This window comes from Rhodococcus sp. T7 (assembly GCF_009872365.1).
Lineage (GTDB): Bacteria > Actinomycetota > Actinomycetes > Mycobacteriales > Mycobacteriaceae > Rhodococcus_F.
The window spans coordinates 1-25,814 of sequence record NZ_WXYH01000332.1 but is presented as its reverse complement, the minus strand read 5'-3'; the positions used below and the strand labels follow the sequence as shown (position 1 = coordinate 25,814).

General features: G+C 67.9%; 29 protein-coding genes. 12 read left to right on the top strand and 17 right to left on the bottom strand.

The features are described from left to right. Positions 1-11 precede the first annotated feature (11 nt). From MLGJGCBP_RS29190 to MLGJGCBP_RS29175, 4 genes are all read left to right on the top strand, one after another. Positions 12-803 carry a DUF6390 family protein gene (locus MLGJGCBP_RS29190; protein WP_160099954.1) on the top strand — a complete coding sequence of 264 codons (792 nt, stop codon included), beginning with the start codon at positions 12-14 and terminating at the stop codon, positions 801-803. Positions 804-839: 36 nt separating this feature from the next. Continuing rightward, positions 840-1,340 carry a hypothetical protein gene (locus tag MLGJGCBP_RS29185; RefSeq protein ID WP_160099912.1) on the top strand — a complete coding sequence of 167 codons (501 nt, stop codon included), beginning with the start codon at positions 840-842 and terminating at the stop codon, positions 1,338-1,340. Between the two features lie 25 nt (positions 1,341-1,365). After that, a complete protein-coding gene (locus MLGJGCBP_RS29180) occupies positions 1,366-1,941 on the top strand; it encodes a hemerythrin domain-containing protein (protein ID WP_160099910.1) in 576 nt (191 codons plus the stop codon). A gap of 96 nt (positions 1,942-2,037) precedes the next feature. After that, entirely contained in the window at positions 2,038-2,988 is a 951-nt protein-coding gene (locus MLGJGCBP_RS29175) for a ScbA/BarX family gamma-butyrolactone biosynthesis protein (RefSeq protein WP_160099908.1), read from the top strand. Here the strand turns inward: MLGJGCBP_RS29175 and MLGJGCBP_RS29170 are convergent. Continuing rightward, on the bottom strand, positions 2,985-3,632 hold the full coding sequence (locus MLGJGCBP_RS29170) for a ScbR family autoregulator-binding transcription factor (RefSeq protein WP_087558344.1): 648 nt from the start codon (positions 3,630-3,632) through the stop codon (positions 2,985-2,987). The two genes, MLGJGCBP_RS29175 and MLGJGCBP_RS29170, sit on opposite strands and share 4 nt — an antisense overlap. Positions 3,633-3,673: 41 nt before the next feature. Here MLGJGCBP_RS29170 and MLGJGCBP_RS29165 point away from each other — a divergent pair, with 41 nt between their 5' ends. Then, positions 3,674-4,645 carry an NAD-dependent epimerase/dehydratase family protein gene (locus tag MLGJGCBP_RS29165; protein WP_160099906.1) on the top strand — a complete coding sequence of 324 codons (972 nt, stop codon included), beginning with the start codon at positions 3,674-3,676 and terminating at the stop codon, positions 4,643-4,645. A gap of 103 nt (positions 4,646-4,748) precedes the next feature. Further along, complete coding sequence (locus tag MLGJGCBP_RS29160) at positions 4,749-5,540, top strand: hypothetical protein (protein WP_160099904.1); 792 nt, start codon at positions 4,749-4,751, stop codon at positions 5,538-5,540. Here the strand turns inward: MLGJGCBP_RS29160 and MLGJGCBP_RS29155 are convergent. The 15 genes from MLGJGCBP_RS29155 to MLGJGCBP_RS29090 all read right to left on the bottom strand — a co-directional run bounded on the left by MLGJGCBP_RS29155 (position 5,537) and on the right by MLGJGCBP_RS29090 (position 18,321). Then, the gene (locus tag MLGJGCBP_RS29155; protein WP_087558196.1) at positions 5,537-5,791 is read right to left on the bottom strand and encodes a HypC/HybG/HupF family hydrogenase formation chaperone; all 255 of its coding nucleotides are present in this window, start codon (positions 5,789-5,791) and stop codon (positions 5,537-5,539) included. The genes MLGJGCBP_RS29160 and MLGJGCBP_RS29155 overlap by 4 nt on opposite strands. 3 nt (positions 5,792-5,794) lie before the next feature. Continuing rightward, complete coding sequence (locus tag MLGJGCBP_RS29150; protein ID WP_160099902.1) at positions 5,795-6,301, bottom strand: hydrogenase maturation protease; 507 nt, start codon at positions 6,299-6,301, stop codon at positions 5,795-5,797. Positions 6,302-6,307: 6 nt separating this feature from the next. Beyond that, positions 6,308-6,427 (bottom strand): DUF6893 family small protein, encoded by a 120-nt coding sequence (locus MLGJGCBP_RS54390; RefSeq protein ID WP_373413944.1) that lies wholly within the window; start codon positions 6,425-6,427, stop codon positions 6,308-6,310. After that, complete coding sequence (locus tag MLGJGCBP_RS29145) at positions 6,424-7,836, bottom strand: hypothetical protein (protein ID WP_160099900.1); 1,413 nt, start codon at positions 7,834-7,836, stop codon at positions 6,424-6,426. Before MLGJGCBP_RS29145 ends, MLGJGCBP_RS54390 begins: the two co-directional genes overlap by 4 nt. Further along, complete coding sequence (locus tag MLGJGCBP_RS29140; protein WP_160099898.1) at positions 7,833-8,480, bottom strand: DUF6084 family protein; 648 nt, start codon at positions 8,478-8,480, stop codon at positions 7,833-7,835. The genes MLGJGCBP_RS29145 and MLGJGCBP_RS29140 overlap by 4 nt, the downstream gene beginning before the upstream one ends. Continuing rightward, entirely contained in the window at positions 8,477-9,121 is a 645-nt protein-coding gene (locus tag MLGJGCBP_RS29135; protein ID WP_160099896.1) for a DUF5947 family protein, read from the bottom strand. The genes MLGJGCBP_RS29140 and MLGJGCBP_RS29135 overlap by 4 nt, the downstream gene beginning before the upstream one ends. After that, positions 9,121-10,077, bottom strand: coding sequence for a NifU family protein (locus MLGJGCBP_RS29130; protein ID WP_201453229.1), 957 nt, complete (start codon positions 10,075-10,077; stop codon positions 9,121-9,123). Before MLGJGCBP_RS29130 ends, MLGJGCBP_RS29135 begins: the two co-directional genes overlap by 1 nt. A 10-nt stretch (positions 10,078-10,087) precedes the next feature. Further along, the gene (locus MLGJGCBP_RS29125; protein WP_087558201.1) at positions 10,088-11,881 is read right to left on the bottom strand and encodes a nickel-dependent hydrogenase large subunit; all 1,794 of its coding nucleotides are present in this window, start codon (positions 11,879-11,881) and stop codon (positions 10,088-10,090) included. Between the two features lie 57 nt (positions 11,882-11,938). Next, on the bottom strand, positions 11,939-12,994 hold the full coding sequence (locus MLGJGCBP_RS29120; RefSeq protein WP_012691718.1) for a hydrogenase expression protein HypE: 1,056 nt from the start codon (positions 12,992-12,994) through the stop codon (positions 11,939-11,941). Between the two features lie 160 nt (positions 12,995-13,154). Then, positions 13,155-13,976: a hydrogenase nickel incorporation protein HypB gene (gene hypB / locus MLGJGCBP_RS29115; RefSeq protein ID WP_160099894.1), complete on the bottom strand. Its 822-nt coding sequence runs from the start codon at positions 13,974-13,976 to the stop codon at positions 13,155-13,157. 5 nt (positions 13,977-13,981) lie between these two features. Then, positions 13,982-14,311, bottom strand: coding sequence for a hydrogenase maturation nickel metallochaperone HypA/HybF (locus MLGJGCBP_RS29110; protein ID WP_160099892.1), 330 nt, complete (start codon positions 14,309-14,311; stop codon positions 13,982-13,984). Between the two features lie 91 nt (positions 14,312-14,402). Next, positions 14,403-15,551, bottom strand: coding sequence for an acetyl-CoA C-acetyltransferase (locus tag MLGJGCBP_RS29105; protein ID WP_160099890.1), 1,149 nt, complete (start codon positions 15,549-15,551; stop codon positions 14,403-14,405). Positions 15,552-15,594: 43 nt separating this feature from the next. Then, entirely contained in the window at positions 15,595-16,200 is a 606-nt protein-coding gene (locus MLGJGCBP_RS29100; RefSeq protein ID WP_124392148.1) for a TetR/AcrR family transcriptional regulator, read from the bottom strand. A 100-nt stretch (positions 16,201-16,300) separates the two neighbouring features. Next, positions 16,301-17,104: an SDR family oxidoreductase gene (locus MLGJGCBP_RS29095; RefSeq protein ID WP_160099888.1), complete on the bottom strand. Its 804-nt coding sequence runs from the start codon at positions 17,102-17,104 to the stop codon at positions 16,301-16,303. After that, on the bottom strand, positions 17,101-18,321 hold the full coding sequence (locus tag MLGJGCBP_RS29090; RefSeq protein ID WP_160099886.1) for an acyl-CoA dehydrogenase family protein: 1,221 nt from the start codon (positions 18,319-18,321) through the stop codon (positions 17,101-17,103). The genes MLGJGCBP_RS29095 and MLGJGCBP_RS29090 overlap by 4 nt, the downstream gene beginning before the upstream one ends. Before the next feature lie 48 nt (positions 18,322-18,369). Here MLGJGCBP_RS29090 and fadD3 point away from each other — a divergent pair, with 48 nt between their 5' ends. The 5 genes from fadD3 to MLGJGCBP_RS29065 are packed head-to-tail and all read left to right on the top strand — an operon-like array spanning position 18,370 to position 23,955. Next, a complete protein-coding gene (gene fadD3, locus MLGJGCBP_RS29085) occupies positions 18,370-19,917 on the top strand; it encodes a 3-[(3aS,4S,7aS)-7a-methyl-1,5-dioxo-octahydro-1H-inden-4-yl]propanoyl:CoA ligase (protein ID WP_160099884.1) in 1,548 nt (515 codons plus the stop codon). Continuing rightward, the gene (locus tag MLGJGCBP_RS29080) at positions 19,914-20,783 is read left to right on the top strand and encodes an enoyl-CoA hydratase (RefSeq protein ID WP_087558209.1); all 870 of its coding nucleotides are present in this window, start codon (positions 19,914-19,916) and stop codon (positions 20,781-20,783) included. The genes fadD3 and MLGJGCBP_RS29080 overlap by 4 nt, the downstream gene beginning before the upstream one ends. Then, positions 20,784-21,944 carry an acyl-CoA dehydrogenase family protein gene (locus MLGJGCBP_RS29075; protein WP_160099882.1) on the top strand — a complete coding sequence of 387 codons (1,161 nt, stop codon included), beginning with the start codon at positions 20,784-20,786 and terminating at the stop codon, positions 21,942-21,944. Further along, on the top strand, positions 21,941-22,909 hold the full coding sequence (locus tag MLGJGCBP_RS29070; RefSeq protein ID WP_160099880.1) for an acyl-CoA dehydrogenase family protein: 969 nt from the start codon (positions 21,941-21,943) through the stop codon (positions 22,907-22,909). The genes MLGJGCBP_RS29075 and MLGJGCBP_RS29070 overlap by 4 nt, the downstream gene beginning before the upstream one ends. Continuing rightward, positions 22,906-23,955, top strand: a complete 1,050-nt coding sequence (locus MLGJGCBP_RS29065) for an acyl-CoA dehydrogenase family protein (protein WP_160099878.1) — start codon at positions 22,906-22,908, stop codon at positions 23,953-23,955. Before MLGJGCBP_RS29070 ends, MLGJGCBP_RS29065 begins: the two co-directional genes overlap by 4 nt. Before the next feature lie 51 nt (positions 23,956-24,006). Here MLGJGCBP_RS29065 and MLGJGCBP_RS29060 read toward each other — a convergent pair whose 3' ends face one another. After that, positions 24,007-24,831, bottom strand: a complete 825-nt coding sequence (locus MLGJGCBP_RS29060; RefSeq protein ID WP_160099876.1) for an HAD family hydrolase — start codon at positions 24,829-24,831, stop codon at positions 24,007-24,009. Positions 24,832-24,881: 50 nt separating this feature from the next. Between MLGJGCBP_RS29060 and MLGJGCBP_RS29055 the strand changes: the two genes are divergently transcribed. Next, the gene (locus MLGJGCBP_RS29055; RefSeq protein ID WP_160099950.1) at positions 24,882-25,763 is read left to right on the top strand and encodes an aldo/keto reductase; all 882 of its coding nucleotides are present in this window, start codon (positions 24,882-24,884) and stop codon (positions 25,761-25,763) included. Positions 25,764-25,814: the final 51 nt, after the last annotated feature.

The window sequence follows — 25,814 nt, the reverse complement described above, 5'->3', positions numbered from 1 at the left end:
GCGAACACCCGATGCCGTCCGGGCACCGCGTGTTCGCGCAGTACGCGCACGCCCCGAATGCGCTGGGCTACTGCGGCCCTCCCGGCTCCGAGCGACTGCAGGTCGTCGCGTGCGGCGGCGCGCCCGACACCGATGTGGCGGCGATGGCGAGACAGTTCAGCGGCGCGTGGCCGTACCAGGAGGTGATCGCCCGGCTCGCCGGAATCGCGGACCCGTTGGACGAGAGGGTTGTCCGGGGGTACTGGATCGCGGACGAACTCTCCGACCGCATCGACCGGGCCGAGTTCGGCGACGCGCTGCTGTCCCGGCTCGCGTCGCAGGCCGGCCACTACTGGAAGCACCTCACCGCGGACCTGCTCGCGGAGGCGGCGCCCACCCACAACTTCCACGTGTTCGGGGTGTACCCGTGGTCGCGGCTGCTGGACACCGGAATGCCGCAGCCACTGCAGGTTCTCGACTCCTGCCGTATCCGCTGGGGCGAGGTGGTGGGAGTCGACGCCGATCGTGCGCTCGTCCGGTCGCGTCGCCTGTCGTGGGACGGGACGCGGCTGTCGCTGGGGCCCGAGCAGGACGACCCGGCCGACTACCGCGTGCCCGAGGGAACTTTCGTGCGCGATCTCGCCGTGGGTGACCGGGTGGCGGTGCACTGGGATTTCGTGTGCGACCGCCTCGACCCGGACCAGGTCGAGCGGTTGCACCGACAGACGGAATGGCAACTTGCACAGACCAATCAGCGCCTCACCGGGGAGGTGCCCACCGCATCACCAAAACAGACCGACGTGAACGTTTCCCGGTTACCATGACGACAACTCACGGCCTGTGGCCGGATCGGAGCGAACATGAAGAAGATTCTCAATTCCCTGTCCGAGGACGAGTACGTTCTGATCCGCGAAACGAAGAAATCGCAGATGTCCGGTCTCGACGAGGACACATTGATCAAGCTGCACACCCGAGTTCGACGGGCCCGCAACAAGCACGTCAAGCTGTACCGCCAGGAAGGCGCGGCGAAGGTCGCGGACAAGGGCGCGCGCGGGTCCGGTAAGGCGGCGAACGTCCGCAACGCCGACAAGGCCGAAGCCTTCGAAGCGGCACTCAGCCGGGTGAGCAGGCAATTGGCGACCGCCGCACGCGTGAGCGCCCGCGAACTGAAGGACGAACGCCTCGCCCGCGCCCGCAGCGACGCGCCGTCGTTCAGCGAACTCGGCGACAGCGACGGCAAGGTCGGCTCCTCCGGCAAGGCCCGCGTCGACGCCACCCGGAAATCGTCCGGTCGCAAGAAATTCGAAGCGTCCACCATAGCCGCGGGCGCACGCAAACAAGCGAAGAAGGACAAGCGGTAGGCCGCGATGCGATGATGGATCGATCATGCCTGACATCATCGAGTTGATTTTCGACGACCACGAGTGGTTCCGGCGGCAGTTCGCCGCACTGGACGAATTGAAGTCTCGGCGCCGGGTGGAGATCACTGCTGTGGAGGCGGTGTGGACGCCGTTGGCGAAGCGCCTGGATCTGCACGCTGCAGCGGAGGAGGAAATCTTCTATCCCCAGCTTCTCCGCGTCGGCGAGGACGATGAGGCGGAGGCGGAGACCCTCGACGCGATCGGGGACCACAACGACATCCGCGACGGCGTCCGGGCGGCGGCGGCGAACCCCATCTTGTCCGAGGAGTGGTGGGCGGCAGTCGGCCGGACGCGCCGCGCCAACGACGAGCACATGGCCGAGGAGGAACGGGAGGGCCTGGCCGATTTCCGGACCGCCCCGGATGACCTACGCGAGTCGCTCGGGCGGCGGTTCGCCGAATACTTCCTCGTGCACCGCACCCTGTCGGAGGTGGACACCTCGGACAAGGACCCGAAGGAGTACGTCCGCGAGATCGAAGAGGACCTCGACGAGGACGACAATCCCGGATCGCTTCGAATCGGCAGCTTGAAGGGCCGGTAGCAACGCACTCCCCACATCACAGACCGCGCGGTCTGTGTTCTATAGTTCGGGCGGTCCGCGGCATCGGGCCGGCCGGTTCTGTGGGGAGATGGGGTTGTGGCGCGAATTTCCCGTCCGGTGCCCGATGCCCTTCCTCCGATGTCGTTCGAGCGGACCGTGCCCCGCAGGTACGTGCACCGCCAATCGGTGGCCGAGGTCTTCCTCACCGACTGCGTCTCGCTGCGGATGCCGAATCGGTTCGTCGTCGCCGCGCAGTGGCCACGCCTGCACGGCTTCTACCGCGCCAGGGACGGGCACTACGACACCATGCTGCTGGCGGAAACGCTCCGGCAGACCGCCATCTACCTGGGACACACCCGCTTCTCCGTCCCGCTGCCGAACCGGTTCGTCATGCAGCACCTCGCGGTGCACGCGGTGCCCGGCGCGCTGGCGGTGGGTGCGGCGGCCGCAGACGTGGTCGTCGAGGTGACCGTGTCCGAGCACGCGTACCGCGGCGGGGCGCTGGCCGCATTCCGCGTGGACCTACGGTTCCGGATCGACGGACAGGACGCCGGGACCGCGACGGGGCACGCGGTGGTTTTCCCCCCGGCCGCCTACTCACGCGCCCGCTGGGGTGAGCGCGGCCCGCGGGCGATCGGTGCGCCGTGGTGCCCCGCCCCCGGCCCGGCTGCGCTGGTCGGTCACGTCGACGATGCGCACGTGGTCCTCGGCCCGCAGCGCGCCAGGGACGAATGGGAGTTGCGGATCGACCACACGCACCCCGTGCTGTTCGACCATCCGTGCGATCACATTCCCGGGATGCTGCTGCTCGAGGCGATCCGGCAGGCGGCCTGCGCCGGCCTCGGCCTACCGGACGCGCACCTCGCGTCGCTGGGTGCCACGTTCCACCGTTTCGCCGAACTCGACGAACGGACCACGATCCGGCTGGACGTGGTGGACGACGGCGCGTTGTCCGTCACCGGGTCGATACGGCAGGGCGGTGTGGCGGTCGTGCGCGGAACCGCGGCGCTCGCACCTACGGCGGTGAGCGCGTGCGCGCGCAGCTAGTCGGCGTCGTCCGGTACCCAGCGGGCCCGCCGGATCCGGGCGATGTCCTGATGCCGGCTCGCGGGCATGACTCCGGGGAGCAGGAACCCCCACATGTCGTCGACGCGCTGTTCGAGGTCCGTGCGCTGCGTCAACACCTGGGAGACGGTCTGGACACCGGTGAAGGCGCCGATGACGAACCGCGCCAGCCGCGGCGGGTCGATGTCGGCGAGAAGGTCACCCTGCTCGACGGCCCGGGTGGCGAGCATCTCGCAACTGTTGATCCAGTCGAGGTAGGGATCCGCGGGGCCCTGGTCGTCGGCGCTGAGTTCGAGGGTGATCCGGATACCGGCGCGCACGATCGGGTCGTTCACGATCTGCCGGGCCATTTCGTGGCACAGCATCACGATCTGCTCGATCGCCGACACCTGCTCACGGCCGATCGCCTCGACCGACGCGATGGAGATCCGGTGTTGCTCACCGATGATGAAACGCGCCAGATCCTCTTTCGAACGGAAATGGAAGTACAAGGCCCCCTTCGTGATTCCGGCGTTCTCGACGATGTTGCCGAGTCTGGCTCCTTCGAAACCCGACTTCTCGAACATCTCCGCCGCCCCGCGGACGATCTGCTGTCGAGTCGCCGCAGCACGCGCCTGCTGAACCACGTTCACACCTTTCCCTGCCGCATGAGAGAAGAACGAAGACGATGAAAGCACGGAACACGCGCCCATTGCCCGGAGAGACGGTACCAGCGTCGACCGAAAGCGAGCGCGGTCGAACACCCTCTGCGCCTCTACGTGTCGCGGTCGTGGGAGCGACGGGCTTCATCGGGTCCGCCGCCGTGCGGGCCTTGGCATCGGCCGGGACCCCGTGCACCGCGGTCGCGCGCACACGCGCGAAACAGGACATTCCGGGCGTTCTGTCCGTGCAGGCGGATCTGACCGATCCGGCGAGTCTCGCCACGGCACTCACCGGCGCCGACATCGTGATCCACGCCGCGTCCTACACCGGCAGCGACCCGGCGCACTGCACCGCGGTGAACGTCGGCGGCACCGAGAACCTCCTGGCCGCCGCCGCGCGGAACGGCATCCGCCGGGTGCTCTACGTCAGCACCATCGGCGTGTACGGCCCCGGACCGCACGGCGGAATCGGTGAGTTCGACGCCACGCCCGCACCCGTTTCGGCGCTGAGCGCGAGCAGGCTGACCGCTGAACACCGCGTCCTCGAATCGGGCGGTTGCGTCGTCCGGCCCGGATTCGTCCACGGCCCCGGCGACCGCTGGTTCGTCCCCGGATTCATCCGGATCCTCGAGACGCTGGGCGCCTGGGTGGACGAGGGGCGGTCCCGGATCTCGGTCGTCGCGGCGACGGACCTCGCCCGCCTACTTGCGACCCTCGCCGCGCATGCCCCGGCACATTCCGGCGACGTGTTCCACGCCTGCCATCCCGACCCCGTCACCGTCCGCCAACTCGGTCGGGCACTCGCGGACTCGGGCCGCCTGCGACTGCCGGACAGCTCTCTCACCTTCGACGACGCCGTCACCGCCGGAACCCGCCACGGCCTCACCGAACGGCACCTCGACCTGATCGGCCGCGACCACTGGTACGACCCCACGCGCCTCCTCACCGCGACCGGCGCGACGTTCAGCCACGGTCCCCTCGACAACCTCCCGGCGTGACGAGGTCCGGCGGGAAGTCGGTGGACGGAACGTCGTTTGCGGTCCGCCGTCGGGGTGTATACCCGGATAGAGATCGATTTCCCCCACCTGACGGAGTGTCGAGATGGCCCTTCTCGCCGAGATCGTCGTGGACACCGAAGGCGACAGCCGGATAGTGGTCCTCTATCCCGTGATGTGGCTGTTCATCGCGGTTCTGGTGACGTTCGTGGTCACCCGGCTCATCACCCGACGCATCCGCTCTCGAGGAGCGGAACCCGCGGACGACGCCGTGGACCCTGGGGGCGGTCTGATCGGCGACATCACGGTCGGCGGAGTGCACCTGCACCACCAGGTTTTCGGAATCATGTTCATGACGCTGGCGGGATTGGCACTGATCGCGACCACCCCGGAGGGCACCGCACTCAACGTCTTCGCCGCACTGTTCGGGGTCGGTCTCGCGCTGACCTTCGACGAGTTCGCGCTGTGGGTGCACCTCGACGACGTGTACTGGAGCACGTCCGGCCGGAAGTCGGTGGACGCGATCTTCTGCGCGCTCATGATCACCGGTCTGATGATCGGGGGCGCCGAACTCGTGAGCGGGCAGATCGGCACCGCGCAATGGTGGACGTCGATCGGCTATCTGCTCATCTCACTCGGCATCTCGCTCATCTGCCTGCTCAAGGGCAAGTTCGTGACGGGGATCGTGGGGATCGTGTTCCAGCCGGTCGCGATCGTCGGCGCGATCCGCCTGGCCAAGCCCGATTCCTGGTGGGCGGTCCGCCGCTACGGGACCCGGCCGCGCCGGCTCGCCCGCTCCCAGGCACGTTTCGGAGAGCGCTACCACGCCCGCTGGAATCGGGCGCGTGACTTCGTCGCCGGACCGCCGGACCCCCGTCACGCCGAAACACAGAGCTAGCCTTCGTCCGCCGTCCGCGAGCGTCCCATCATCTCCAGGCCCGCCATCGCCTTCTCGGCGCCTGCCTCGTCCACCTTCTCCATCGCGAATCCCATGTGGATGACGATCCAGTCGCCCGGTTCCAGGCTGACGTCCTCGGGCAGCATGCCGATGTTCACCTTGCGCTGTTCACCGACGACGTCGACGAGCGCGAGTTGGTTGCCGTAGCCCTCCAGCATGCGCACCACCTGGCCGGGAATTCCGAGACACACGATTCAGCCCTCCGTCTTCTCCGGTTGCAGCGTCACTGCGTGAGGCGCCAGGAGTTGGTCCACGATTTCGAAGACGGCGTCGACGGCCGGTGCGACGGCGGCGGCGACGCGCGGTGACAACCCGATTCCCTCGTCGGTGTTCTCCACCTGGCAGCCCAGCACCACGGCCCGCGGCAGGGTCCCGCCGAGCGCGCGGAGGCTGGCGAACACCGCCCCCGGATCCATGCTGTGCGCGTCGAGCGGCGCCGCGGGCACCGAATCGGGGCCCACCTCGAACGCCCTCAACGCCCCCGGTTCACCCCGATCGGGAACCGCGTCGACCAGCAGCAACGCACCCCAGCCGTCGAGCAGTTCGTACGCCAGATGTGTTCCACGGATGCCGAAATCGACGGCCCTGACTCCCGCCGGCAGCGGCCTCGTCGCGACACCGCGCAGCACCTCGGGACCGAATCCGTCGTCGCCGAAGAAGATGTTGCCCACACCGGCAACCAGTACCCGCCTGTCCGTCACGGGGCCTCACATCTTGCGCATACGCATGTACCGCTTGATGTCGGGAAGCGAGAAGACGGCGACCGCCACTCCGGCGACCGCAAGCAACGCCAGCGCGGCGGTGGTGGCCTCTCCGAGAATCTTCATGACTGTTCATCCTTTCCGGTGTCTGCCGATACGGGCTCCACCTCGTCCGGGGCGAAGTACAGATACCTGCCGTACCACTCGTGCAACTCGGAGGCGGGGTCGTCGACCAGCACGACGCCGACGTGGGTGCCACCGTCGACGTCCGCGTGCACGGTCACCACCCGAGCGAGTTGTCCCGCGAAGAACAGGTCCTGGGCGTCGGCGCGGCGCGAGGGGTGGATCCGCACGACGGTGCCCTTCGCCACCCGGACGCCGTTCACGATCACACCGTCGATGTCGGGGCGCACGGCGGTGTCGGCGTCGGGATCCCACCACGGCACGTCGTCGGTCAGTTCCGGGACCAGCCCCATGTCCGGGAGGCCGCGCTGCTCCGGGATGTCGGTGCTCGGGAAGTGCGGGTTCCGCAGGACGCCGTGCATCTGGGCCAGTGTCGCCGGCGACATCTGCTCGCAGCGGTCGATGATCTGGGCGGCGAGTGGGTCGGTGGCGCGGGCCTGACGCTTCTCCTCCTCGGTCAGGGTCATGACGCGCAGGGTGAGGATCTCGTCGATCTCGGTGGCGTCGAACAGGGCGCCGTCGCTCTGCTCGGCCACCTCCGGGTGGTCGTACAGGATGATCGGCGACACCAGGACGAGGTCCGTCTCCCCCGCCAGCCCGGCCAGGACGGGGTAGCAGCGTTCTTGATGGCAAGTCGACGCGAGATCCGTGGCGTCGTCGGGCGGCTCGAGCAGGGAGACGAACTCGCCCCCCTCGGCGGCCAGCATCAGGTGAGCCCCGATCAGCGAGTGCCTGATGGCCGAGTCCTTCGACCACGTGCCGATCGCGTCGATCTTCACGTTCTCGATCGACACCTGCAGCACGTCCAGTCCGTCGTGCCGGTCGGAGCCGACGCGGACGACGGCGCGCAGCGGCCACCTGGTCCGCACCACGCGCCCGGCGAGGGTGCCGTCCTCCTCACGCAACTCCTCGACGTCCACTCCCCCGTCGACGTCCACGTCGAGCCGGCAGTCCTCGAGCTCCTCGGCCGGGTACGCCGCGCCCAGGTCGATCTCGCGTTCCACCGCCTCGTCCCACGACAGCCAGCTGCGGCCGGCGACGGTGAGTTCCTCGACCGGCTCGAAACCGGACCCCGCAACCTTCTCGACCTCACGCATCTGCAGTTGCAGGAAGCGGACGGTCACCGAGACGCCGGACCGCTGACCCGCGCGGGGGCGCATCAGCGTCTGACAGGACAGCCGCGGTTCCTCGCCGACCCCCGATTCCGCCGCACCCGGCGGTCCGAGGACGCCGAACTGCCAGCGCGATTGGTTCTTCGACGAACTCGCACGATACGGATACAGCAGGTAGCCCTCGTAGAGGACCGCGTCGGCCACGGCCCGGACTCGCTGCAGGGACGCCGGGGAGATCATGCGATCACCTCCCCGGCTCCCTGCAGCAGGTTTGCGATGGCGACGTCCAGCCCGAGGAGTCCGTGCGCCGCCTTGTATTTCGCCAGTGCCGCCAGCGTGTCGTGGTCGAGGCGCACCCAGCCCGTGTTCGGGTAGTGCGCCTGGACGAGTTCGCGCCACACCGCCACCGGCAGGTCGTACGTCGATTCCCGGTCCCACGGAATCCGTTCCACGCCGAACCCGGCGACGCCTCGCGTGAAGACCGTTCCGCTGAACAGGAACACCAGCGGCACCGTCGACCCGGCCTCGTCCAGGGCGTGCAGGTACTTCGAGGCCGTCACCTCGAAGTCGTACGTGCACGGCAGCGGCAACTCCACCGTGCTCGACCCGGTGAACCCCTGCGCCACGGTGCTGGTCTGCATCCACTGGAACGGTTTGAGTGTCGACGTCCACCGCTCGCGGGGCCCGAACAGATCGAGCAGACCCTCCACCTCGGTGTCGGTGTAGCGGCGGCGCTGCGGGTCGATGCGCACCTGGCACCGCACGGCCATCGCGTGCACGACAGCGCCGCTCGACTCCGTCACCTCCACCCGCGCAGTGAGATTCGGCGCAACCGCGAACGGTTCCGGGAACACGTCTTCCACACGGAACGTCAATTCGGTCACGTCGGCTCCTTCGCGACGCGACTGCGCGCCCGCACGTCGTCGAAAAACGTGTCGATGACCCGGCGAGCGTCCTGACCGCCGTCGAACCCCCGCCACACCTGCCGCAACTCGCCCACCAACTGGTAACAGGCGTCGATCGGAACGAGGTAGCACTCGGGGTCGCCCTCACCGTGCTCGGGGACCCGCAGCAACAGGGCTTCCGTGTCGGCGGACAGCTGGCCGAGCGCGGGGTTCACCGCGAGCACACCGTCCCAGGCGTCGAGGGGCAGTTCCGATTCGGTCGCGCCCGCCGGACCGGGATAGAACGCGACGGTCTTGGCCAGCAGCGAGTTCCGGAACACGAACGCGAGCCCAACGGGGATCTGCAGTTCGTCCCAGCGTCCGGGCGCGAGTTCGAAGTTCGGAAACGACAGGTAGCGTTCCGGGACGGCCCGGAACCGCAGTTCGGCTTTTTCGTCGGTGAACAGCAGGTAGCACCCGCGGCACACGCACATCAGTTGCCGGTCCTGCACGTTCACGACGTGCTGGTGGGCGTCGGCGATCGGCACGGCACACATGTCGCACCGTTCCCCGACCACCGGTGTGGGCCGCTCGGACGCGATGCGCTGCAGAATGCGCAGCCCGTTCCCCGACGGGCTCATCACGCCACCTCCGCGGCGGGCACGGCCACGGAGACGACGCCGTCGCGCACGAGGACCGGGAGCGGCGAGAGCGTTTCGGCGCCCGCGTCGCCGTCCAGGCGCAGGCCCGCGCGACGCGGGTCGAAATGCGCCCTGCACGACGGGCAGCGCAGCACCGCGTCCCCCACCTGCCCGCCCGCCCTGCGTTGCAGCGTGGCCCCGGCGAGTGAGTTGGTGCAGGCGGCGCACCGGTCCCGGTAGGCGAACAACTGCTCCCCGATCCGGCACACCAGGACCGGGAGTCCGGCGACGGAGAACCCGGCCACCTCCCCGGGCGTGAGTTCCTCGAGTTCGGGCACCGACACCCACGTCCCGGTGCCCGTCGACCCGTCCATTCCGTTCGGATGAACATGGGAGAACAGCGATTCCGCCGCGATCAGCCCGGACCCGGCGGCGGGGGTGGCGCCCACCACTTCGATGTCCACCGTCTCCGGCGCGGCCGCCAGCACGGCGTCCTTGACGGCGAGTTCCAGCGTCACCGCCGACGACGGGCAACTCTGACAACTTCCGGTCAGCCGTATCCGCACCACACCGTCCACCACACCGAGCAGTTCGACGTCACCGCCGTGGGAGCCCAGGTAGGGGCGCACGCTGTCGAGGGCGGTGGCAACCCGCGTCTCGACGTCGTGCGGATGAAGTCCGTTCACGAGGAGCAGGCTGGCCACGAGTTCGTCGGAGGCGAGACGCTCAATGAGGTCGTCGTCGCGGTCGCCGATGATGTCCAGGACACGCTGCAACCCGGCGCCGTAGAGTTCGACCACCTCCCGGACCAGTTGCTCGGCGCGCTCGCGGGCCACCGAGCCACCTGCCGAACTCGCGTCCAACAGGCTGTCGATCCGTTCGCCGGCTGTCCGCCACCGATCGGGGTCGTCTACTACTTCGTCACTCCCCCACGTCTCCGATCCGCCACTCTCCATGCGTACTCCGTCACTCGCCGGTCACGGACTGGGTCGGCGAATGCAGCTTCTCCAGTGTCTTTCCCTCACCGAGATACATGTGCACGCCGCAGGGCAGGCAGGGGTCGAAACTGCGGACGGTCCGCATGATGTCGATGCCCTTGAAGTGCTCCCGGTCGTTCTCCTCGAAGATCGGCTGACCCTGCACCGCGTCCTCGTACGGCCCCGGTGTTCCGAAGCTGTCGCGGGGGTTGGCGTTCCACGGCGTCGGCGGATACGGATGATAGTTCGCGATCTTGCCGTCGCGAATCACCATGTGGTGCGACAGGACTCCGCGCACCGCCTCGGTGAAGCCGCAGCCGATGCCCTCGTCGGGGACGTCGAACTTCTCCCACGTCTTCGTGTGCCCGGCGCGGATCTCGGCGAGCGCCTTCTCCGCGAAGTGCAGCGCGCACGCCGCCGCGTAGGCCTGGAAGTAGGTCCGCGCCCGGTCCCGCTCGATCGTGTTGCTGCCGTACTGCGGGATCTTCCATTCCAGCTCGACCGGGCCCTTCAGCGCGGTCTTCGGCAGGTTGATCTTCACGCTGTGACCCGTCGACTGCACGTACCCGATGTCGACGAGGCCCGCGAGGGCCGTACTCCAGAGCCGGGCGAGCGGCCCGCCGCCGGTGTCCAGTGCGAGGTGATCGGTGCCGTCGAACCACCGCGGCGACATCACCCAGCTGTACTTGTCCTCCATGTCGCGTTTCTGCGGGTGCGGGTTGGTGTGCTGGTTCCACGGGTGCCTGCGGTCGATCGGATTCCCCAGCGGATCGTTCTTCACGAACATCTCCTGGTCGGTCCAGTCGTCGTAATACGAACTGCCGAGCAGGATTCGGATGCCGAGGTTGATGTCGACGAGGGACGTCGTCACCAGCTTTCCGTCGACCACGACGCCGGGCGTCACGAACATCGCCCGACCCCACTTCTCCATGTCCTTGTAGGAGAAGTTGCACACCGCCGGATCCTGGAACGACCCCCAGCAGCCGAGCAGGGTCCGGCGCAGACCGACCTTCTCGTAGCCGGGCATCGCCTCGTAGAAGAAGTCGAACAGGTCGTCGTGCATGGGCACGACCTTCTTCATGAACTCCACGTAGCGCATCAGACGCGTCGTGTAGTCGGTCATCAGCTGAATCGTCGCGACCGTTCCCACGCCACCCGGGTACAGGGTGGACGGGTGAACGTGCCGACCCTCCATGAGACAGAACATCTCTCGGGTCCACCGGCTGACCTGCAACGCCTCCCGGTAGAACTCACCGGTGAACGGGTTCAGCGACCGCATGATGTCGGCGATGGTCTTGTAGCCGTGTTCCCCGGCGTGCGGCGCCTCGGTCTTCTCGGCCTGCGCCAGCACCCCCGGATTCGTCTCGGAAACCATCTTCTCGCAGAAGTCCACACCGACGAGGTTCTCCTGAAAGATGTTGTGATCGAACATGTATTCCGCGGCCTCGCCGAGGTTGACGATCCACTCGCCGATGTTCGGGGGTTTCACACCGTAGGCCATGTTCTGGGTGTAGCACGAACACGTCGCATGGTTGTCACCACAGATGCCGCAGATACGGCTCGTGATGAAGTGGGCGTCGCGTGGGTCCTTACCCTTCATGAAGATCGAATAGCCTCGGAAGATCGACGAAGTGCTGTGGCACTCCACGACTTCCTTCTGCTTGAAGTCGATCTTCGTATAGATGCCCAGGCTGCCCACGATGCGCGTGATCGGGTCCCACGCCATCTCGACCAGGCCGTCGGATTCCGACTTGTGCGAAGGTTCCGGAATGATCGTTGTCATCGACGTACCTCTCAGTGTTCGAGGCCGGCGGACCACCGCCCGAGACCCCGAGCGGGACTACCAGGTGCGTGTCGCGCCCGTGGTCAGTTTCGTACCGCGACTGCGCCAGTGCGGCTCTTTGTCCAGCGTGTTCTTGGTGATCTTGCGCAAACTCCGAATGGCCGAGCCGTACAGCCCGGACGCCGTCGTCGAGAGTTTGCCGCCCGGCGGTTCATCCATGAACGGCATGAACTTGTCCGGGAAGCCCGGCATCGTGCACCCGATGCAGATACCGCCCACATTCGGGCACCCACCCACACCGTTGATCCAGCCCCGCTTCGGGACGTTGCACTTGACGACAGGACCCCAGCACCCCAGCTTCACGATGCACTTCGGTGAGCCGTACTCGGTGGCGAAATCACCCTGCTCGTAATAGCCGGCGCGGTCGCAGCCCTCGTGCACCGTGGCACCGAACAGCCACTGCGGACGCAGCGCGTCGTCGAGCGGGATCATGGGCGCCTGCTCGGTGGCCATGTAGAGGAGATACGTCAACGTCTCCGACAGATTGTCCGGCTGGATCGGGCAACCGGGAACGCAGACGATCGGAATGCCCGCCTTCGACTTCCAGTCCCAGCCGAGATAATCGGGAACACCCATCGCACCGGTCGGATTGCCCGCCATCGCGTGGATACCGCCGTACGTCGCGCACGTGCCCGCCGCGACGATCGCCGTCGCCTTCGGTGCCAGACGGTCGAGCCACTCACTCGTCGTCACCGGCTGACCGGTCTCGGGATTGTTGCCGAAGCCGCACCAGTAACCCTCGTCGTGAAGTTGCTCGTTCGGGATGGAACCCTCCACCACCAGCACGAAGGGTTCGAGTTCGCCGCGGTCCGCCTTCCAGAACCACTCCAGGAAGTCGTCGGCGCCGCCCTCCGGACCGTTCTCGAAGTCGATCAGCGGCCAGTGCACGGCCACTTTGGGCAGGCCCGGCAGGGCTCCCAGGGCAATCTCCTCGACACTGGGCTGCGTCGCAGCCGTCAAGGCCACCGAATCGCCGTCGCAACTGAGTCCCGCATTGATCCACAGCACGTGAATCAGGGTGTCCTCGGCGTTGATTGCTTCCTGTGTCGGCATATCAGGTCGCTTTCCGGAGTGAACACAACTCCTGTCGCCACCGGAGTCGACCGTCGGCCCACCTGCGTGGCGCTGATATTTATTTAGCTCCGCCGCCGAGCGGATGTCAACGGTCCCCGGCGCGTCGCGCCGCGTCGTCCGGCCGCGTCGTGTAAAGGCGTCATTGCTTCGCGATCCAGTCGTACCACTGCTGGATGCCCTGACCGGTCTTCGCCGACAATGTGATCATCTGCAGGTCGGGGTTCACCGACCGGGCGTACTTCGTGCACAGGTCGACGTCGAAGTCCACGTACGGCAACAGGTCCGCCTTGTTCACGATCACCAGGTTCGCCGCCGCGAACATGTGCGGATACTTCAGCGGCTTGTCCGTCCCCTCGGTCACCGAGATCACCACCACCCGGCTCTTCTCACCGAGATCGAACAGTGCCGGACAGACGAGATTCCCCACGTTCTCGACGAACAGCAGCGAATTCGGTTCGGGGTCGAGGGCGGTCAGCGCGTCCCGCATCATCTCGGCGTCGAGATGACACCCGGCTCCCGTGTTCACCTGCACCACAGCACATCCCGTCGCCTTGATGCGGTTGGCGTCGAGCATCGTCTCCTGATCGCCCTCCACCACCGAGACCCGACGCTGCCCGCCGATGTCGGCGATGGTGCGTTCGAGCAGCGTCGTCTTCCCCGACCCCGGCGAACTCATCACGTTGAGGGCGAGCACCCCGCGCCCCGCCAGCCAACCCCGGTTGCGCTCGGCCGTGAGGTCGTTCTTCGCGAGCACCTTCTGCTCGAGGGTGACCGTCTCGGTCGCGCGCTCGTGGGGGTGTTCGTGAGTGTGTGGGTGGTCGTGGTCGTGGTCTTGGTCGTGGGGGTGCTCGTGAGTGTGCTCGTGGTCGTGCGGGTGCTCGTGGTCGTGCGGGTGCTCGTGGTCGTGCGGCACCGTGATCCTGGTCCCGGTCTCGTCTCCGCATCCACAGGTGGCACACATTTGCGTCAGCTCACTTCCATCGAGAGGATTCGTAGTTCCCGACCCGACGTGACCTCCACGTCCGCACTTCCGCACGGGCACAGCAACACCAGGTCCGTGAGCACGAAGTCGTCGCCGCATGCACGGCAGTGCGCACCGCCCGGAGTGTGGTCGATGTCGAGACGGGCACCGTGCGCGACGGTCCCTTCGGTGACCAGTTCGAAACAGAACTGCATCGAATCGGCGACCACCGCAGTCAGCGCCCCCACCTGCACCCGCACGCTGTGGACCGTCCGTCCCGCGGCGGTCTCGCAGACGGCGTTGACGACGCTCTGGGTGATTGCCAATTCGTGCATCACGGCCCCGTTCAGGACTCGTCTCTATCCTGTTCGAGCGTAGCGCTTCGCACCCGTGAGTACTTGTTAACCGCCGGCGGTTAAGAAGTACTCACAGGCGTTCGATGATGGTGGCATTCGCGGTGCCGCCGCCTTCGCAGATGGTCTGCAGGCCGTAGCGGCCGCCGGTGCGTTCGAGTTCGTTGAGGAGCGTCGCCATCAGTTTCGTGCCGGTCGCGCCGAGTGGGTGGCCGAGGGCGATCGCACCGCCGTTGACGTTGACCTTCGCCGGGTCGGCGCCGGTCTCCGCGAGCCACGCGAGGACCACCGGCGCGAAGGCCTCGTTGATCTCGACGAGGTCGATGTCGTCGATGCTCAGGCCGGTCTTCTCCAGCGCGTAGCGAGTCGCGGGAATCGGCGCGCTGAGCATGAAGATCGGGTCGGCGCCGCGGGCGCTGAGGTGGTGGATGCGGGCACGGGGCGTCAGGCCGTACCGCTCGACCGCTTCCGGTGAGGCCAGCAGCACCGCGCTCGCGCCGTCGGAGATCTGGCTCGCGACCGCGGCGGTGAGACGACCACCGTCGGTGAGGGTCTTCAGCGCCGCCATCTTCTCGAGGCTGGTCTCCCGCGGACCCTCGTCGGTGGTGAAGTCGCCGACCGGCACGATCTCGCGGTCGAAGCGACCTTCGGCGATGGCGGTCCGCGCCCGCTCGTGGCTCTGCAGCGCCCAGCGTTCGAGTGCCTCGCGGCTGATGTCCCACTTGTCCGCGATCAGTTCGGCGCCGTGGAACTGCGACACTTCCTGGTCGCCGTAGCGTTCGGCCCAGCCCGTCGATCCGCCGAACGGGGTGTCGAATCCGTACTGCTGCCCGACCACCATCGCCGAGGCGATCGGGATCTGGCTCATGTTCTGCACACCGCCGGCGACGATCAGGTCGGCGGTGCCGCTGAGGATCGCCTGCGCCCCGAAGTGGACGGCCTGCTGGCTCGACCCGCACTGCCGGTCGACGGTGACACCCGGGACCTCTTCCGGGTAGCCGGCGGCGAGCCACGCGGTGCGGGCGATGTTGCCCGCCTGCCCGCCGATCGCGTCGACACAACCGAAGACGACGTCGTCGACACCAGCCGGGTCGATGCCCGTGCGCTCGACGACGGCCTTGATGACGTGCGCACCCAGGTCTGCTGGGTGCACGCCGGACAGGCCACCGTTCCTCTTGCCGATCGGGGTGCGAACAGCGTCGACGATGTAGGCCTCGGTCATGTGAAACTCCTAGTCAGTGTTGGGGACTCCCGAGTCGTCGGTGTTACGGACTCGCAAGTCCGTCGAGGACGATCGAGAGGTACTGCTTGGCCACGGTGTCGACCGTGACGGAACCGCCGGGCCGGTACCAGCGGACGGCGACCCAGGCGGTGTCGCGGAGGAAGCGGAAGGCGAGTTCGACGTCGATGTCGGCCCGGAAGCTGCCGTCCTTCACCCCCGCCTCGAGCACACCCATCCACAGGTCGCGGAATTCGGTGTTCAGTTCGGACAGGTACGTGAAGCGCTCGTTGGCGACGAGATGCTTCACCTCGTCCTGGTAGATCGCGACCGCCGAGTGCGACGCGTCGATCGCCTCGTAGGACGTGGTGACCAGCGCTTCGAGGGTCGCGCGGCTGTCGAGTCCGGATGCGACGATCTCGCGGTACTTGCCGAACAGGTCGTCGAGGAAGCCCCGTAGGATTTCGTCGACCATCGACTCCTTGGAGTCGAAGTGGTGGTACAGGCTGCCCGACAGGATGCCCGCGGCGTCGGCGATGTCGCGGACGGTGGTGGCCCGCAGGCCGCGTTCGGCGAAGAGGGTGGCCGCGATGTCGAGGAGTTCGGCCCTGCGTCCGGACTTGCCGGTGGTGTCCTCGGGGGGTGGAGTCATCGTCACATCCTATCAACCAAGCGCTTGCTAGGGCCTTCGGCCCCGTGCGCCTTTTTGGTAGCTGGAACAACCAGAAAGGCGCACGGGTGGCGAAGCCGGCCTACGCCCGCTGCGACGAGATCGACACGACCTCGCCGGTGAGGTAGGTGGTGTAGTCGCTGGCGAGCATGGCGATGGTGGCGGCGATTTCCCACACCTCGGCGGCGCGCCCGAAGGCCTCGTCGGACGCCAGTTTGTCGAGGAATTCCTCGCTGGTGACCTTGGCGAGGAACGCGTGCCGCGCGATGGACGGTGCGACGGCGTTGATCCGGACCCCGTAATCGGCGGCCTCGATCGCGCTGCACCGGGTGAGGGCCATGACACCGGCCTTCGCCGCCGCGTAGTGGGCCTGCGAGTGCTGCGCCCGCCAGCCGAGGACGGACGCGTTGTTGACGAGGACGCCGTTGTGCTCCACGCCCTTGAAGTAGCGCAGCGCGGCGCGGGTGGCGCGGAACGTGCCGTTCAGGGTGATGTCGAGGACGCGGTCCCATTCCTCGTCGGTCATGTCGACGAGCGGCGTCTCGCCGCCGAGTCCGGCGTTGTTGACGAGGACGTCGATCCGGCCCAGGCTGTCGGCCGCCCCGGAAATCAGCGCGTCCACCTGGTCGGTGCTCGACACGTCGCACGTCAGCGCCTCGACGGCCTGCCCGGGAAATTCCGCGGCCAGTTTCTCCTTCGTCTCGGTGAGGCGGCGTTCGTGCCAGTCCGACACCAGGACGTCGGCACCCTCGAGCAGGGCACGACGCGCGGATGCGAAGCCGATGCCGGTGCCCGCGGCGGCGGTGACCACGACCTTCTTTCCTTTCAGCAGGTCGTGGCCCGGTGTCTCGACGGGTGCGGTGGCGAGCGGTGCGGGTTTGGTCACGGTCGTGCCTCTCGGGGGAGTCCGAGCACGCGCTCGGAGATGATGTTGCGCTGGATCTCGTTGGATCCGCCGTAGATGGTGTCGGCGCGGGTGAACAGGAACAGCCGTTGCCATTCGCCGAGTTCGAGATGTTCGGGGTCGGTGACGTCGGACGCCGGTTCGACGGGGGCGAGGAGTGACGACGCGCCCTGCACCTCCATCGCGAGCTGCCCGAGGTCGCGGTGCCAATTGGCCCACAGCAGTTTCGCGACGGACGCCTCGGGCCCGGACGTTCCGGCGTCGACGGCCTCGAGGGTCCGCAGGGCGTGGGCGCGCATCACCCGCAGTCCCACCCAGGCGCGGGCGATCTTCTCGCGAATGTTCGGGTCGGATGCCGCGCCGGTGGCTTTCGCGAGGTCGACGACGCCCTGCAGTTCGCGGGCGAATCCGATCTGCTGCCCGAGTGTGGACACACCGCGTTCGAAGGTAAGCAGTCCCATCGCGACCCGCCAGCCGTCGCCGGGTTCGCCGACCACCAGGTCGGCGTCGGTGACGGCGTCGTCGAAGAACACCTCGTTGAACTCGGACGTGCCGGTGAGTTGCTGGATGGGCCGGACAGTAACGCCGGGCTGGTCGAGGGGCACCAGCAGGAAGCTCAGTCCCTGGTGCCGCTTCGACCCGGGTTCCGTGCGGCACAGCACGAACGCCCACTGCGCGACGTGCGCGAGCGACGTCCATACCTTCTGGCCGTTGATCACCCACCTGTCGCCGTCGAGCCGTGCAGTGGTCGCGACGTTGGCGAGGTCGGAGCCGGCGCCGGGCTCGGAGTAGCCCTGCGCCCACAGTTCGGTGACGGTGTTGATCCCGGGCAGGAAGCGTCGTTTCTGTTCCTCGGTGCCGAACGCGACGAGCGTAGGCCCGAGCAGTTCCTCGCCGACGTGGCTGACGCGGGCCGGTCCCCCCGCCTTCGCGTATTCCTGGTGGAACACGACCTGCTGCGCCAGCGTGGCGCCGCGTCCGCCGTGTTCCTTCGGCCAGCCGAGGCACGTCCATCCGGCGGCGGCCAGGTGCCGGTCCCAGGCGAGCCGTTCCTCGAAGAACTCGTGCTCGCTGCCGGGGCCACCCTTGCCCTTCAGTCGGGCGAAGTCGCCGGTCAGGTTGTTGTTCAGCCACGTTCTGACGCTCTCGGCGAAGTCGTCGTCGGTGATCAGCCCGTCCGGGCTCTCGCTCTGGTCCACGTCTGTAAGATAACCTACCAAGCACTTGCTAGGTAGGTAGGGAGCCCAGTGACCGAACATCCGAGAACCATCCCGTCCGCCGTCATCCACGCCGCGCGTGCATACGGCGAGCTTCCGGCGGTGTCCGACGGCGACGTCCGTCTGACCTTCACACAACTGCATGACCGTGTCCGCGATTTCGCCGCCGCACTCTGCTCACAGGACGTGCGGCCCGGCGACCACGTCGCGGTGTGGTCGCCCAACACGTATCACTGGGTGGTCGCGGCGCTCGGCATCCACTACGCCGGCGCGACGCTCGTCCCGATCAACACCCGGTACACCGCACCGGAGACCCTCGACATCCTCGAGCGCACCAAGACGACCGCGCTCGTCGTCGCGGGCAACTTCCTCGGCACCGACCGGTACGCGTTGCTGCGCGACGAGTCGAGCACCCTCGACCTGCCGACGGTCGTCCGCGTGCCGGTCGACGGCGGCGACGCCCCGACCCCGGGTGTCGTCGACTTCGACGACTTCCTCGCCCTCGCCGACGAGGACACCCGCGCCGAGGCCGACGCCCGCGCGGCCGCCGTCTCCCCCGACGACGTCTCCGACGTCATGTTCACCTCGGGCACCACGGGCCGGAGCAAGGGGGTGATGAGCGCGCACCGGCAGTCGGTGGGCATCGCCCGGGCGTGGGGCGAGTGCGCGGACGTGACGTCGGACGACAACTACCTCATCATCAACCCGTTCTTCCACACCTTCGGCTACAAGGCCGGCTTCCTGGTGTGCCTGCTGAACGGCGCCACGGTGGTGCCGATGGCCGTGTTCGACGTGCCGAAGGTGATGGCGACCGTGCACGACGAGCAGATCACCGTGCTGCCCGGTGCCCCGACGATCTTCCAGTCGATCCTCGACCACCCCGACCGCCCGAAGTACGACCTGTCCAGCCTGCGGGTCGCGATCACCGGTGCGGCCGCCGTGCCCGTCGCGCTGGTGGAACGCATGCAGTCGGAACTCAGCTTCGACGCCGTCCTCACCGCCTACGGCCAGACCGAGGCCGTGGTGGTCACCATGTGCCGGACCGACGACGACCCGGTGACCGTCTCGACCACGTCCGGTCGCGCGATCCCCGGGATGGAGGTCCGGATCGGCGACCACGGCGAGATCCTGGTGCGCGGCGAGAACGTGATGCTCGGTTATCTCGACGACCCCGAATCGACGGCCAAGACCATCGACGCCGACGGCTGGCTGCACACCGGCGACGTCGGGACGCTCGACGACCGCGGGTACGTCGACATCACCGACCGTCTCAAGGACATGTACATCTCCGGCGGGTTCAACGTGTATCCCGCTGAGGTGGAGAACGCCCTTGCCAGGCTCGACGGTGTCGCGGAGTCTGCCGTCATCGGTGTTCCCGACCAGCGGATGGGCGAGGTCGGGCGCGCGTTCGTCGTGGCGAAGGCGGGTACCGCGCTCGCCGAGGACGACGTGATCGCGTTCTGCAAGGAGCGCCTCGCCAACTTCAAGGTGCCCCGCTCGGTGCGCTTCGTCGACTCCCTGCCCCGGAACCCCTCCGGGAAGGTCATGAAAAACGTTCTGCGTGAGGAGAAGAAATGACGGTTCCGGACGAGGGTGACGTCGTCACCTACGACGTGCGCGACGGTGTCGCGTTCGTGACGCTCAACCGCCCCGATTACCGCAACGCCCAGAACTCGGTGATGACGTACGCCCTCGACGCCGCGTTCGAGCGGGCCGTCGAGGACGACAACGTGAAGGTGATCGTCCTCGCGGGCAACGGAAAGCACTTCAGCGCCGGGCACGACATCGGTACCCCGGGCCGCGACCATCACGTCCGTTACGACAACAAGGCCGTGATGTGGTGGGACCACGTCGACAAGCCCGGCGGCGACCAGCGCTACGCCCGCGAGATGGAGGTGTACCTGGGGATGTGCCGGCGGTGGCGGGAGATCCCGAAGCCGACGATCGCGATGATCCAGGGCGCCTGCATCGCCGGCGGTCTGATGCTGGCGTGGGTGTGCGACCTGATCGTCGCGTCCGACGACGCCTTCTTCTCCGATCCGGTCGTACGTATGGGCATTCCCGGGGTCGAGTACTTCGCGCACCCGTGGATGCTGGGACCGCGGTTCGCGAAGGAAATCCTCTACACCGGTGACCGGTTCACCGCGCAGCGCGCGTACGAGGTGGGGATGGTCAACCGCGTCGTGCCGCGCGAGGACCTCGAAACGGAGACCCTGGCGATCGCCGGCCGCATCGCCGCGATGCCCCGGTTCGGTCTCGCGCTCACCAAGAAGGCCGTCAACCAGTGCGAAGACCAGATGGGCATGCGTAACGGGATGGATTCGGTGTTCGGACTGCATCACTTCGCGCACGCACACAACGCCGAGGTCGACTCGGATTCCCTCGGCGGCATGGACGCCAAGTCGATGGCGGCGAGCGCCCGCAACGAGAACGGGGCCAAGTAAGTGGATCTGGAGTACGACGACGCCACCCTCGCCTTCCGCGACGAGGTCCGGGCGTTCCTGAAGGCCAACGTTCCCGCCGAACCGCTGCCGTCGATGGACACGGCCGAGGGGTTCGAGGCGCACCGCCGGTGGGAGCGCACCCTCGCCGACGCGCGGCTGTCCGTGGTGTCGTGGCCGGAGGAACTCGGCGGCCGGGACGCGTCCCTGCTGGAGTGGGTGGTGTTCGAGGAGGAGTACTACCGCTCCGGCGCGCCGGGACGCGTCAGCCAGAACGGCATCTTCCTGCTCGCCCCGACGCTGTTCGAGCATGCCGACACCGAGCAGTTGGCCCGGATCATGCCGCGCATGGCCCGCGCCGACGACATCTGGGCGCAGGCGTGGTCGGAACCCGAGTCGGGCAGCGACCTCGCGTCGCTCCGCTCCACCGCCCGCCGCGTTGACGGCGGCTGGGTGCTGAACGGGCAGAAGACGTGGAGTTCGCGCGCGAGCTTCGCGGACTGGGGTTTCGGGCTGTTCCGGTCCGACCCGGATGCCCAGCGCCACAAGGGCATCACGTATTTCATGTTCGACCTGCGGTCGCAGGGTGTCACCGTCCGCCCGATCGATCAGCTCGACGGCGAACCCGGCTTCGCGGAGATCTTCCTCGAGGACGTCTTCGTCCCGGACGACCCTGCGAACCCCGGAGAGTCGGGTGTGATCGGCGGCGTGAACGAGGGCTGGCGGGTCGCGATGAGCACGGCGTCGAACGAACGCGGGCTGTCGCTGCGCAGCCCCGGACGGTTCCTCGCCACGGTGGACCGGCTCGTCGCGCTGTTCCGGGACAGCGGCCGCACCGACGACACCGCGCTGCGCAATCGGGTCGCCGACGCCTGGATCGGCGCCCGCGCGTACCAGCTCAGCACGTTCGGGACCGTCACCTGGCTCGCCGACGGCGGACAGCTCGGCGCCGAGTCGTCGATCAACAAGGTGTTCTGGTCGGAGTGGGACATCACCACCCACGAGACCGCGCTCGAGCTGCAGGGCCCGTCGGCGGAGCTCGCCGACAACTGGATGGACGGCTACCTGTTCTCCCTCTCCGGTCCGCTCTATGCCGGCACCAACGAGATTCAGAAGAACGTGATCGCCGAGCGGCTGCTCGGCCTACCGAAGGCAGACCGATGAGATTCACACTCGACTCCTCCCGGACGGACTTCGCGTCGAGTATCGACGCACTGCTGTCGAAGGCCGACATGCCTGCGGTGATCCGGTCGTGGAACACCGGCGACACCGGCCCCGGCCTGAAGGTGTGGCAGCGCCTCGCCGAGACGGGCGTGAACGGACTGCTGGTGTCCGAGGAACACGACGGACTCGGCGCCGACGCCGTCGACCTCGTGGTGGCCGTCGAACAACTCGGACGCCATGCGGTCCCGGGGCCGGTGGCCGAGACCCTCGCCGTCGCACCGGCCCTTCTCGCGCAGGTGTCCCCGGACCGTTTGGCGGCATTGGCATCCGGGTCCCTCACCACCGTGGCCGCGGCGCCGCACGTGCCGTTCGCCGTGGACGCGGACTCGGCCGAAATGGTCCTGCTCGTCGACGGTGCGACCGTGAGTATCGGCGCGCCCGGCAACGCGCAGAGGTCCGTGGATCAGTCGAGGCGACTGTTCCCGCTCACCGCCGGTGACGCGCTGGGCGACGTCGATTTCGCGCCGGCGTTCGACCTCGGCGCACTCGCGACCGCGGCGCAACTGCAGGGTCTCGGGCAGACCCTGCTCGACGTCACCACCGATTACGCCAAGCAGCGCAAGCAGTTCGGCAAGGTGATCGGACAGTTCCAGGCCATCAAGCATCACCTCGCGGAAGTGGCTGTCGGGCTGGAGATGTCGCGGCCGCTGCTGCACGGTGCCGCGCTGGCCGTGCGGGACGGGTCCGCCGACGCGTCGCGGGACGTGTCGGCCGCGAAGGTGGCGTGCGGGGATGCCGCGTACCGGGCGGCGCGGGTGGCGCTCCAAGTGCACGGCGCCATCGGGTACACGCAGGAGCACGACCTGTCGCTGTGGCTGACGAAGGTCCGCGCGCTCGTGTCCGCGTGGGGCACACCGGCCTTCCACCGCGGGCGCGTCGTCGATTCACTGGTGGAGGCATCGTGAGTTTCGACAACGAGGAACGGGCCGCGCTGCGGGAGTCGGTGCGGGACCTGCTCGGCAAGCATTCCGACTCCGCCGCCGTCCGCCGGGCGATCACCACCGAACACGGTTACGACGAGTCCCTGTGGTCGAAATTGTGCGAGCAGATCGGCGTCGCCGCGCTCGCGGTCCCGGAGAAATACGACGGTGTCGGCGCATCACTGCTGGAAGTCCATGTGGTGCAGGAGGAACTGGGTCGCAGGCTGACGCCGTCGCCGATGCTCGGCAGCGCTGTGCTGGCCGCGCAGGCGCTGGTGCTGTCGGGGGACGACGACGCGTGCGCCCGGCTACTCCCCGCCATCGCGGCGGGCTCGGTGGCGGCACTGTGCTGGGCAGGTCCGGACGGGTGGAGCGACTTCGGCGTGACGGCGTCGGGCGAGACGCTGTCCGGGACGGCGTCGTACGTCCTCGGCGGTGACGTCGCGGACGTGCTGCTGGTCCTCACGTCCGACGGACTGTTCGAGGTCGACCCGGCGGCCGACGGTGTCACCCGGCGTCGGGTGCCGGCGATGGACCCGACGCGGTCGCTGTCGGAGGTGACGTTCGACGGTGTCGCGGCGCGTCGGTTGGTCTCCCCCACCGACCTCGTCGAGCAGGTGCGCACGATCGCACTGGTCGCGCTGTCGGCCGAGCAGGTCGGCGCGGCGACGGCGGCGCTGGAACAGACGGTCGAATATGCGAAGTCGCGCAAGCAGTTCGGGCGTGCCATCGGATCGTTCCAGGCGCTGAAGCACCGCATGGCCGACATGTACGCGCTCGTCGAGACGGCCCGGTCGATGTCGTACGCGGCGGCGCTGTCGGGGACGCACGACGATGCCGTCGTCGCGAAGGTGTACTGCTCCGAGGCGCTGCAACAGGTCGCGGCCGAGGCCATCCAACTGCACGGCGGCATCGCCATCACCTGGGAGCACGACGCGCAGTTGTACTTCAAACGCGCCCACGGGAGTGCACAGCTCTTCGGGCAGCCGCGGGAGTTCCTCCCCCACCTGGCGACGGCGGCGGGGCTGTAGGCGGCTCCGCCGCCCGTGCGCCTTTTTGGTAGCTCCAGCAACCAGAAAGGCTCACGGGTGCGGAGCGCCCGCCAGCCCCTCCAGATAGCTGGCGACCCCGTCCTCGTCGTTGCTGGGCAGGACGTGGTCGGCGAGGGCGAGGACTTCGGGCAGCGCGTTCGACGGGCACAGTGCCGTGCCTGCCCACGTCAGCATCGGGACGTCGTTGATGGCGTCGCCGGCGACCGCGACCTCTGCCGTGGTGATCCCGTCGACGGCGCACAGTGCGGCGAGGGCGCTCGCCTTGGACACACCGGACGCCGCCATCTCGACGTACGGCGCACCGGAATGCGTCAGCTCGACGCCGTCGACGCCGGCGGCCACCGCCGCGCGGAACAGGGCGGCGCTGGGCACCTCGGGGTGCCGGGCGACGATCTTCACCATCGGCTCGTCCATGTCGGGCAGCAGTTCCGACAGCGTCATCTCGTGCGGATGCCGGTGGTGGTCGGCGAACTCGCACAACGCCGCGTACGCCGGTTCGGCGACGAACCGCGTCGGGCCGACGTTCGCGAACACCACGCCGGGCATCAGCGTCCGCACCCGGTCCATCGCCGCCGCGGCCGACGCCATCGCGATGGTCGTCGTCGCCGTGATCACCGGGGTTCCGTCGGCCAGGTCGAGGACGACGGCACCGTTCGCGCAGATCGCCTTGCCGCGGAATCCGCACGACTGCGCGAGTTCGTGCACCGAATGCCGGGCACGGGCCGTGGCCCACACCACCTCGACCCCCGACCGTCGCGCATCCTCCATGGCCTGGGCGGTGCGCGGGGAGATCGTGCGGTCCGATCGCAGCAGGGTGCCGTCGAGGTCCGTCGCCAGTAGCCGAATTCGGGTCACCTCCGCATGATGCCAGGCGGCGCATGTACCCAGTCGATAGCCTGGACAGCATGAGTCCTCGAGTACCCAGCATCGTGCTGAATTCCGGAACCATCGTCCCCCAACTCGGCTTGGGGGTCTGGCAGGCCGACAACGACGAGACCGAACACGCCGTCGGGTTCGCCCTGGACGAGGCGGGCTACCGGCACATCGACACAGCCGCCGCGTACGGCAACGAGGAGGGCGTCGGCCGCGGCATCGCGAACTCGGGAGTCCCGCGCGAGGACATTTTCCTCACCACCAAGTTGTGGAACTCGGACCAGGGCTACGAGCCGGCGTTGAAGGCGTTCGACGCCAGCCTCGGACGCCTCGGTGTCGACTACGTCGACCTGTACCTGATCCACTGGCCGCTGCAGGACGACGACCGCATCCTCCGCACCTGGGATGCGCTGGAGAAGATCGCCGAGTCCGGGCGCGCCAAGGCGATCGGCGTGTGCAATTTCGAGCCGCGTCACCTGCAGTTGCTGATCGACCGGGGCGGCGTCGTCCCGGCGGTCGACCAGGTGGAGTTGCATCCGCATCTGGCCCAGCAAGAGGTCCGGGGATTCGCCGTCGAGCACGGCATCGCCGTCGAATCGTGGAGCCCGCTCGGCGGCACCAGCAACTCGGGCTGGGGCGACGACTCCAAGCCGAACATCCTGCTCACCGATCCGATCATCACCCGCATCGGCGACCGGCACAGCAAATCCCCGGCCCAGGTGCTGATCCGCTGGCATCTGCAGAGCGGGCTGATCGTCATCCCCAAGTCGGTCCACGAGTCGCGGATCCGCGAGAACATCGACGTGTTCGATTTCGAACTCAGCGAGCAGGACCTCAGCGAGATCGAGACGATGGACGACGGCGCCCGCGTCGGCGCGCACCCGGACGAGTTGAACATCGACGCACCGGAGTAGGCGGCTTCGCCGCCCGTGCGCCTTTCTGGTTGCTCCAGCTACCAAAAAGGC

What these genes read in the sequence shown, in the direction of transcription:
- MLGJGCBP_RS29145 (WP_160099900.1), bottom strand. Translation starts at nt 7,836, where the DNA reads ATGATCTCCCCGGCGTCCCTGCAGCGAGTCCGGGCCGTGGCCGACGCG.
- MLGJGCBP_RS29190 (WP_160099954.1), top strand. Translation starts at nt 12, where the DNA reads ATGCCGTCCGGGCACCGCGTGTTCGCGCAGTACGCGCACGCCCCGAAT.
- MLGJGCBP_RS29135 (WP_160099896.1), bottom strand. Translation starts at nt 9,121, where the DNA reads ATGAGCCCGTCGGGGAACGGGCTGCGCATTCTGCAGCGCATCGCGTCC.
- MLGJGCBP_RS29180 (WP_160099910.1), top strand. Translation starts at nt 1,366, where the DNA reads ATGCCTGACATCATCGAGTTGATTTTCGACGACCACGAGTGGTTCCGG.
- MLGJGCBP_RS29160 (WP_160099904.1), top strand. Translation starts at nt 4,749, where the DNA reads ATGGCCCTTCTCGCCGAGATCGTCGTGGACACCGAAGGCGACAGCCGG.
- MLGJGCBP_RS29110 (WP_160099892.1), bottom strand. Translation starts at nt 14,311, where the DNA reads ATGCACGAATTGGCAATCACCCAGAGCGTCGTCAACGCCGTCTGCGAG.
- MLGJGCBP_RS54390 (WP_373413944.1), bottom strand. Translation starts at nt 6,427, where the DNA reads ATGAAGATTCTCGGAGAGGCCACCACCGCCGCGCTGGCGTTGCTTGCG.
- MLGJGCBP_RS29125 (WP_087558201.1), bottom strand. Translation starts at nt 11,881, where the DNA reads ATGACAACGATCATTCCGGAACCTTCGCACAAGTCGGAATCCGACGGC.
- MLGJGCBP_RS29105 (WP_160099890.1), bottom strand. Translation starts at nt 15,551, where the DNA reads ATGACCGAGGCCTACATCGTCGACGCTGTTCGCACCCCGATCGGCAAG.
- MLGJGCBP_RS29070 (WP_160099880.1), top strand. Translation starts at nt 21,941, where the DNA reads ATGAGATTCACACTCGACTCCTCCCGGACGGACTTCGCGTCGAGTATC.
- MLGJGCBP_RS29165 (WP_160099906.1), top strand. Translation starts at nt 3,674, where the DNA reads ATGAAAGCACGGAACACGCGCCCATTGCCCGGAGAGACGGTACCAGCG.
- MLGJGCBP_RS29120 (WP_012691718.1), bottom strand. Translation starts at nt 12,994, where the DNA reads ATGCCGACACAGGAAGCAATCAACGCCGAGGACACCCTGATTCACGTG.
- MLGJGCBP_RS29130 (WP_201453229.1), bottom strand. Translation starts at nt 10,077, where the DNA reads ATGGAGAGTGGCGGATCGGAGACGTGGGGGAGTGACGAAGTAGTAGAC.
- MLGJGCBP_RS29100 (WP_124392148.1), bottom strand. Translation starts at nt 16,200, where the DNA reads ATGACTCCACCCCCCGAGGACACCACCGGCAAGTCCGGACGCAGGGCC.
- hypB (WP_160099894.1), bottom strand. Translation starts at nt 13,976, where the DNA reads ATGTGTGCCACCTGTGGATGCGGAGACGAGACCGGGACCAGGATCACG.
- MLGJGCBP_RS29080 (WP_087558209.1), top strand. Translation starts at nt 19,914, where the DNA reads ATGACGGTTCCGGACGAGGGTGACGTCGTCACCTACGACGTGCGCGAC.
- MLGJGCBP_RS29185 (WP_160099912.1), top strand. Translation starts at nt 840, where the DNA reads ATGAAGAAGATTCTCAATTCCCTGTCCGAGGACGAGTACGTTCTGATC.
- MLGJGCBP_RS29055 (WP_160099950.1), top strand. Translation starts at nt 24,882, where the DNA reads ATGAGTCCTCGAGTACCCAGCATCGTGCTGAATTCCGGAACCATCGTC.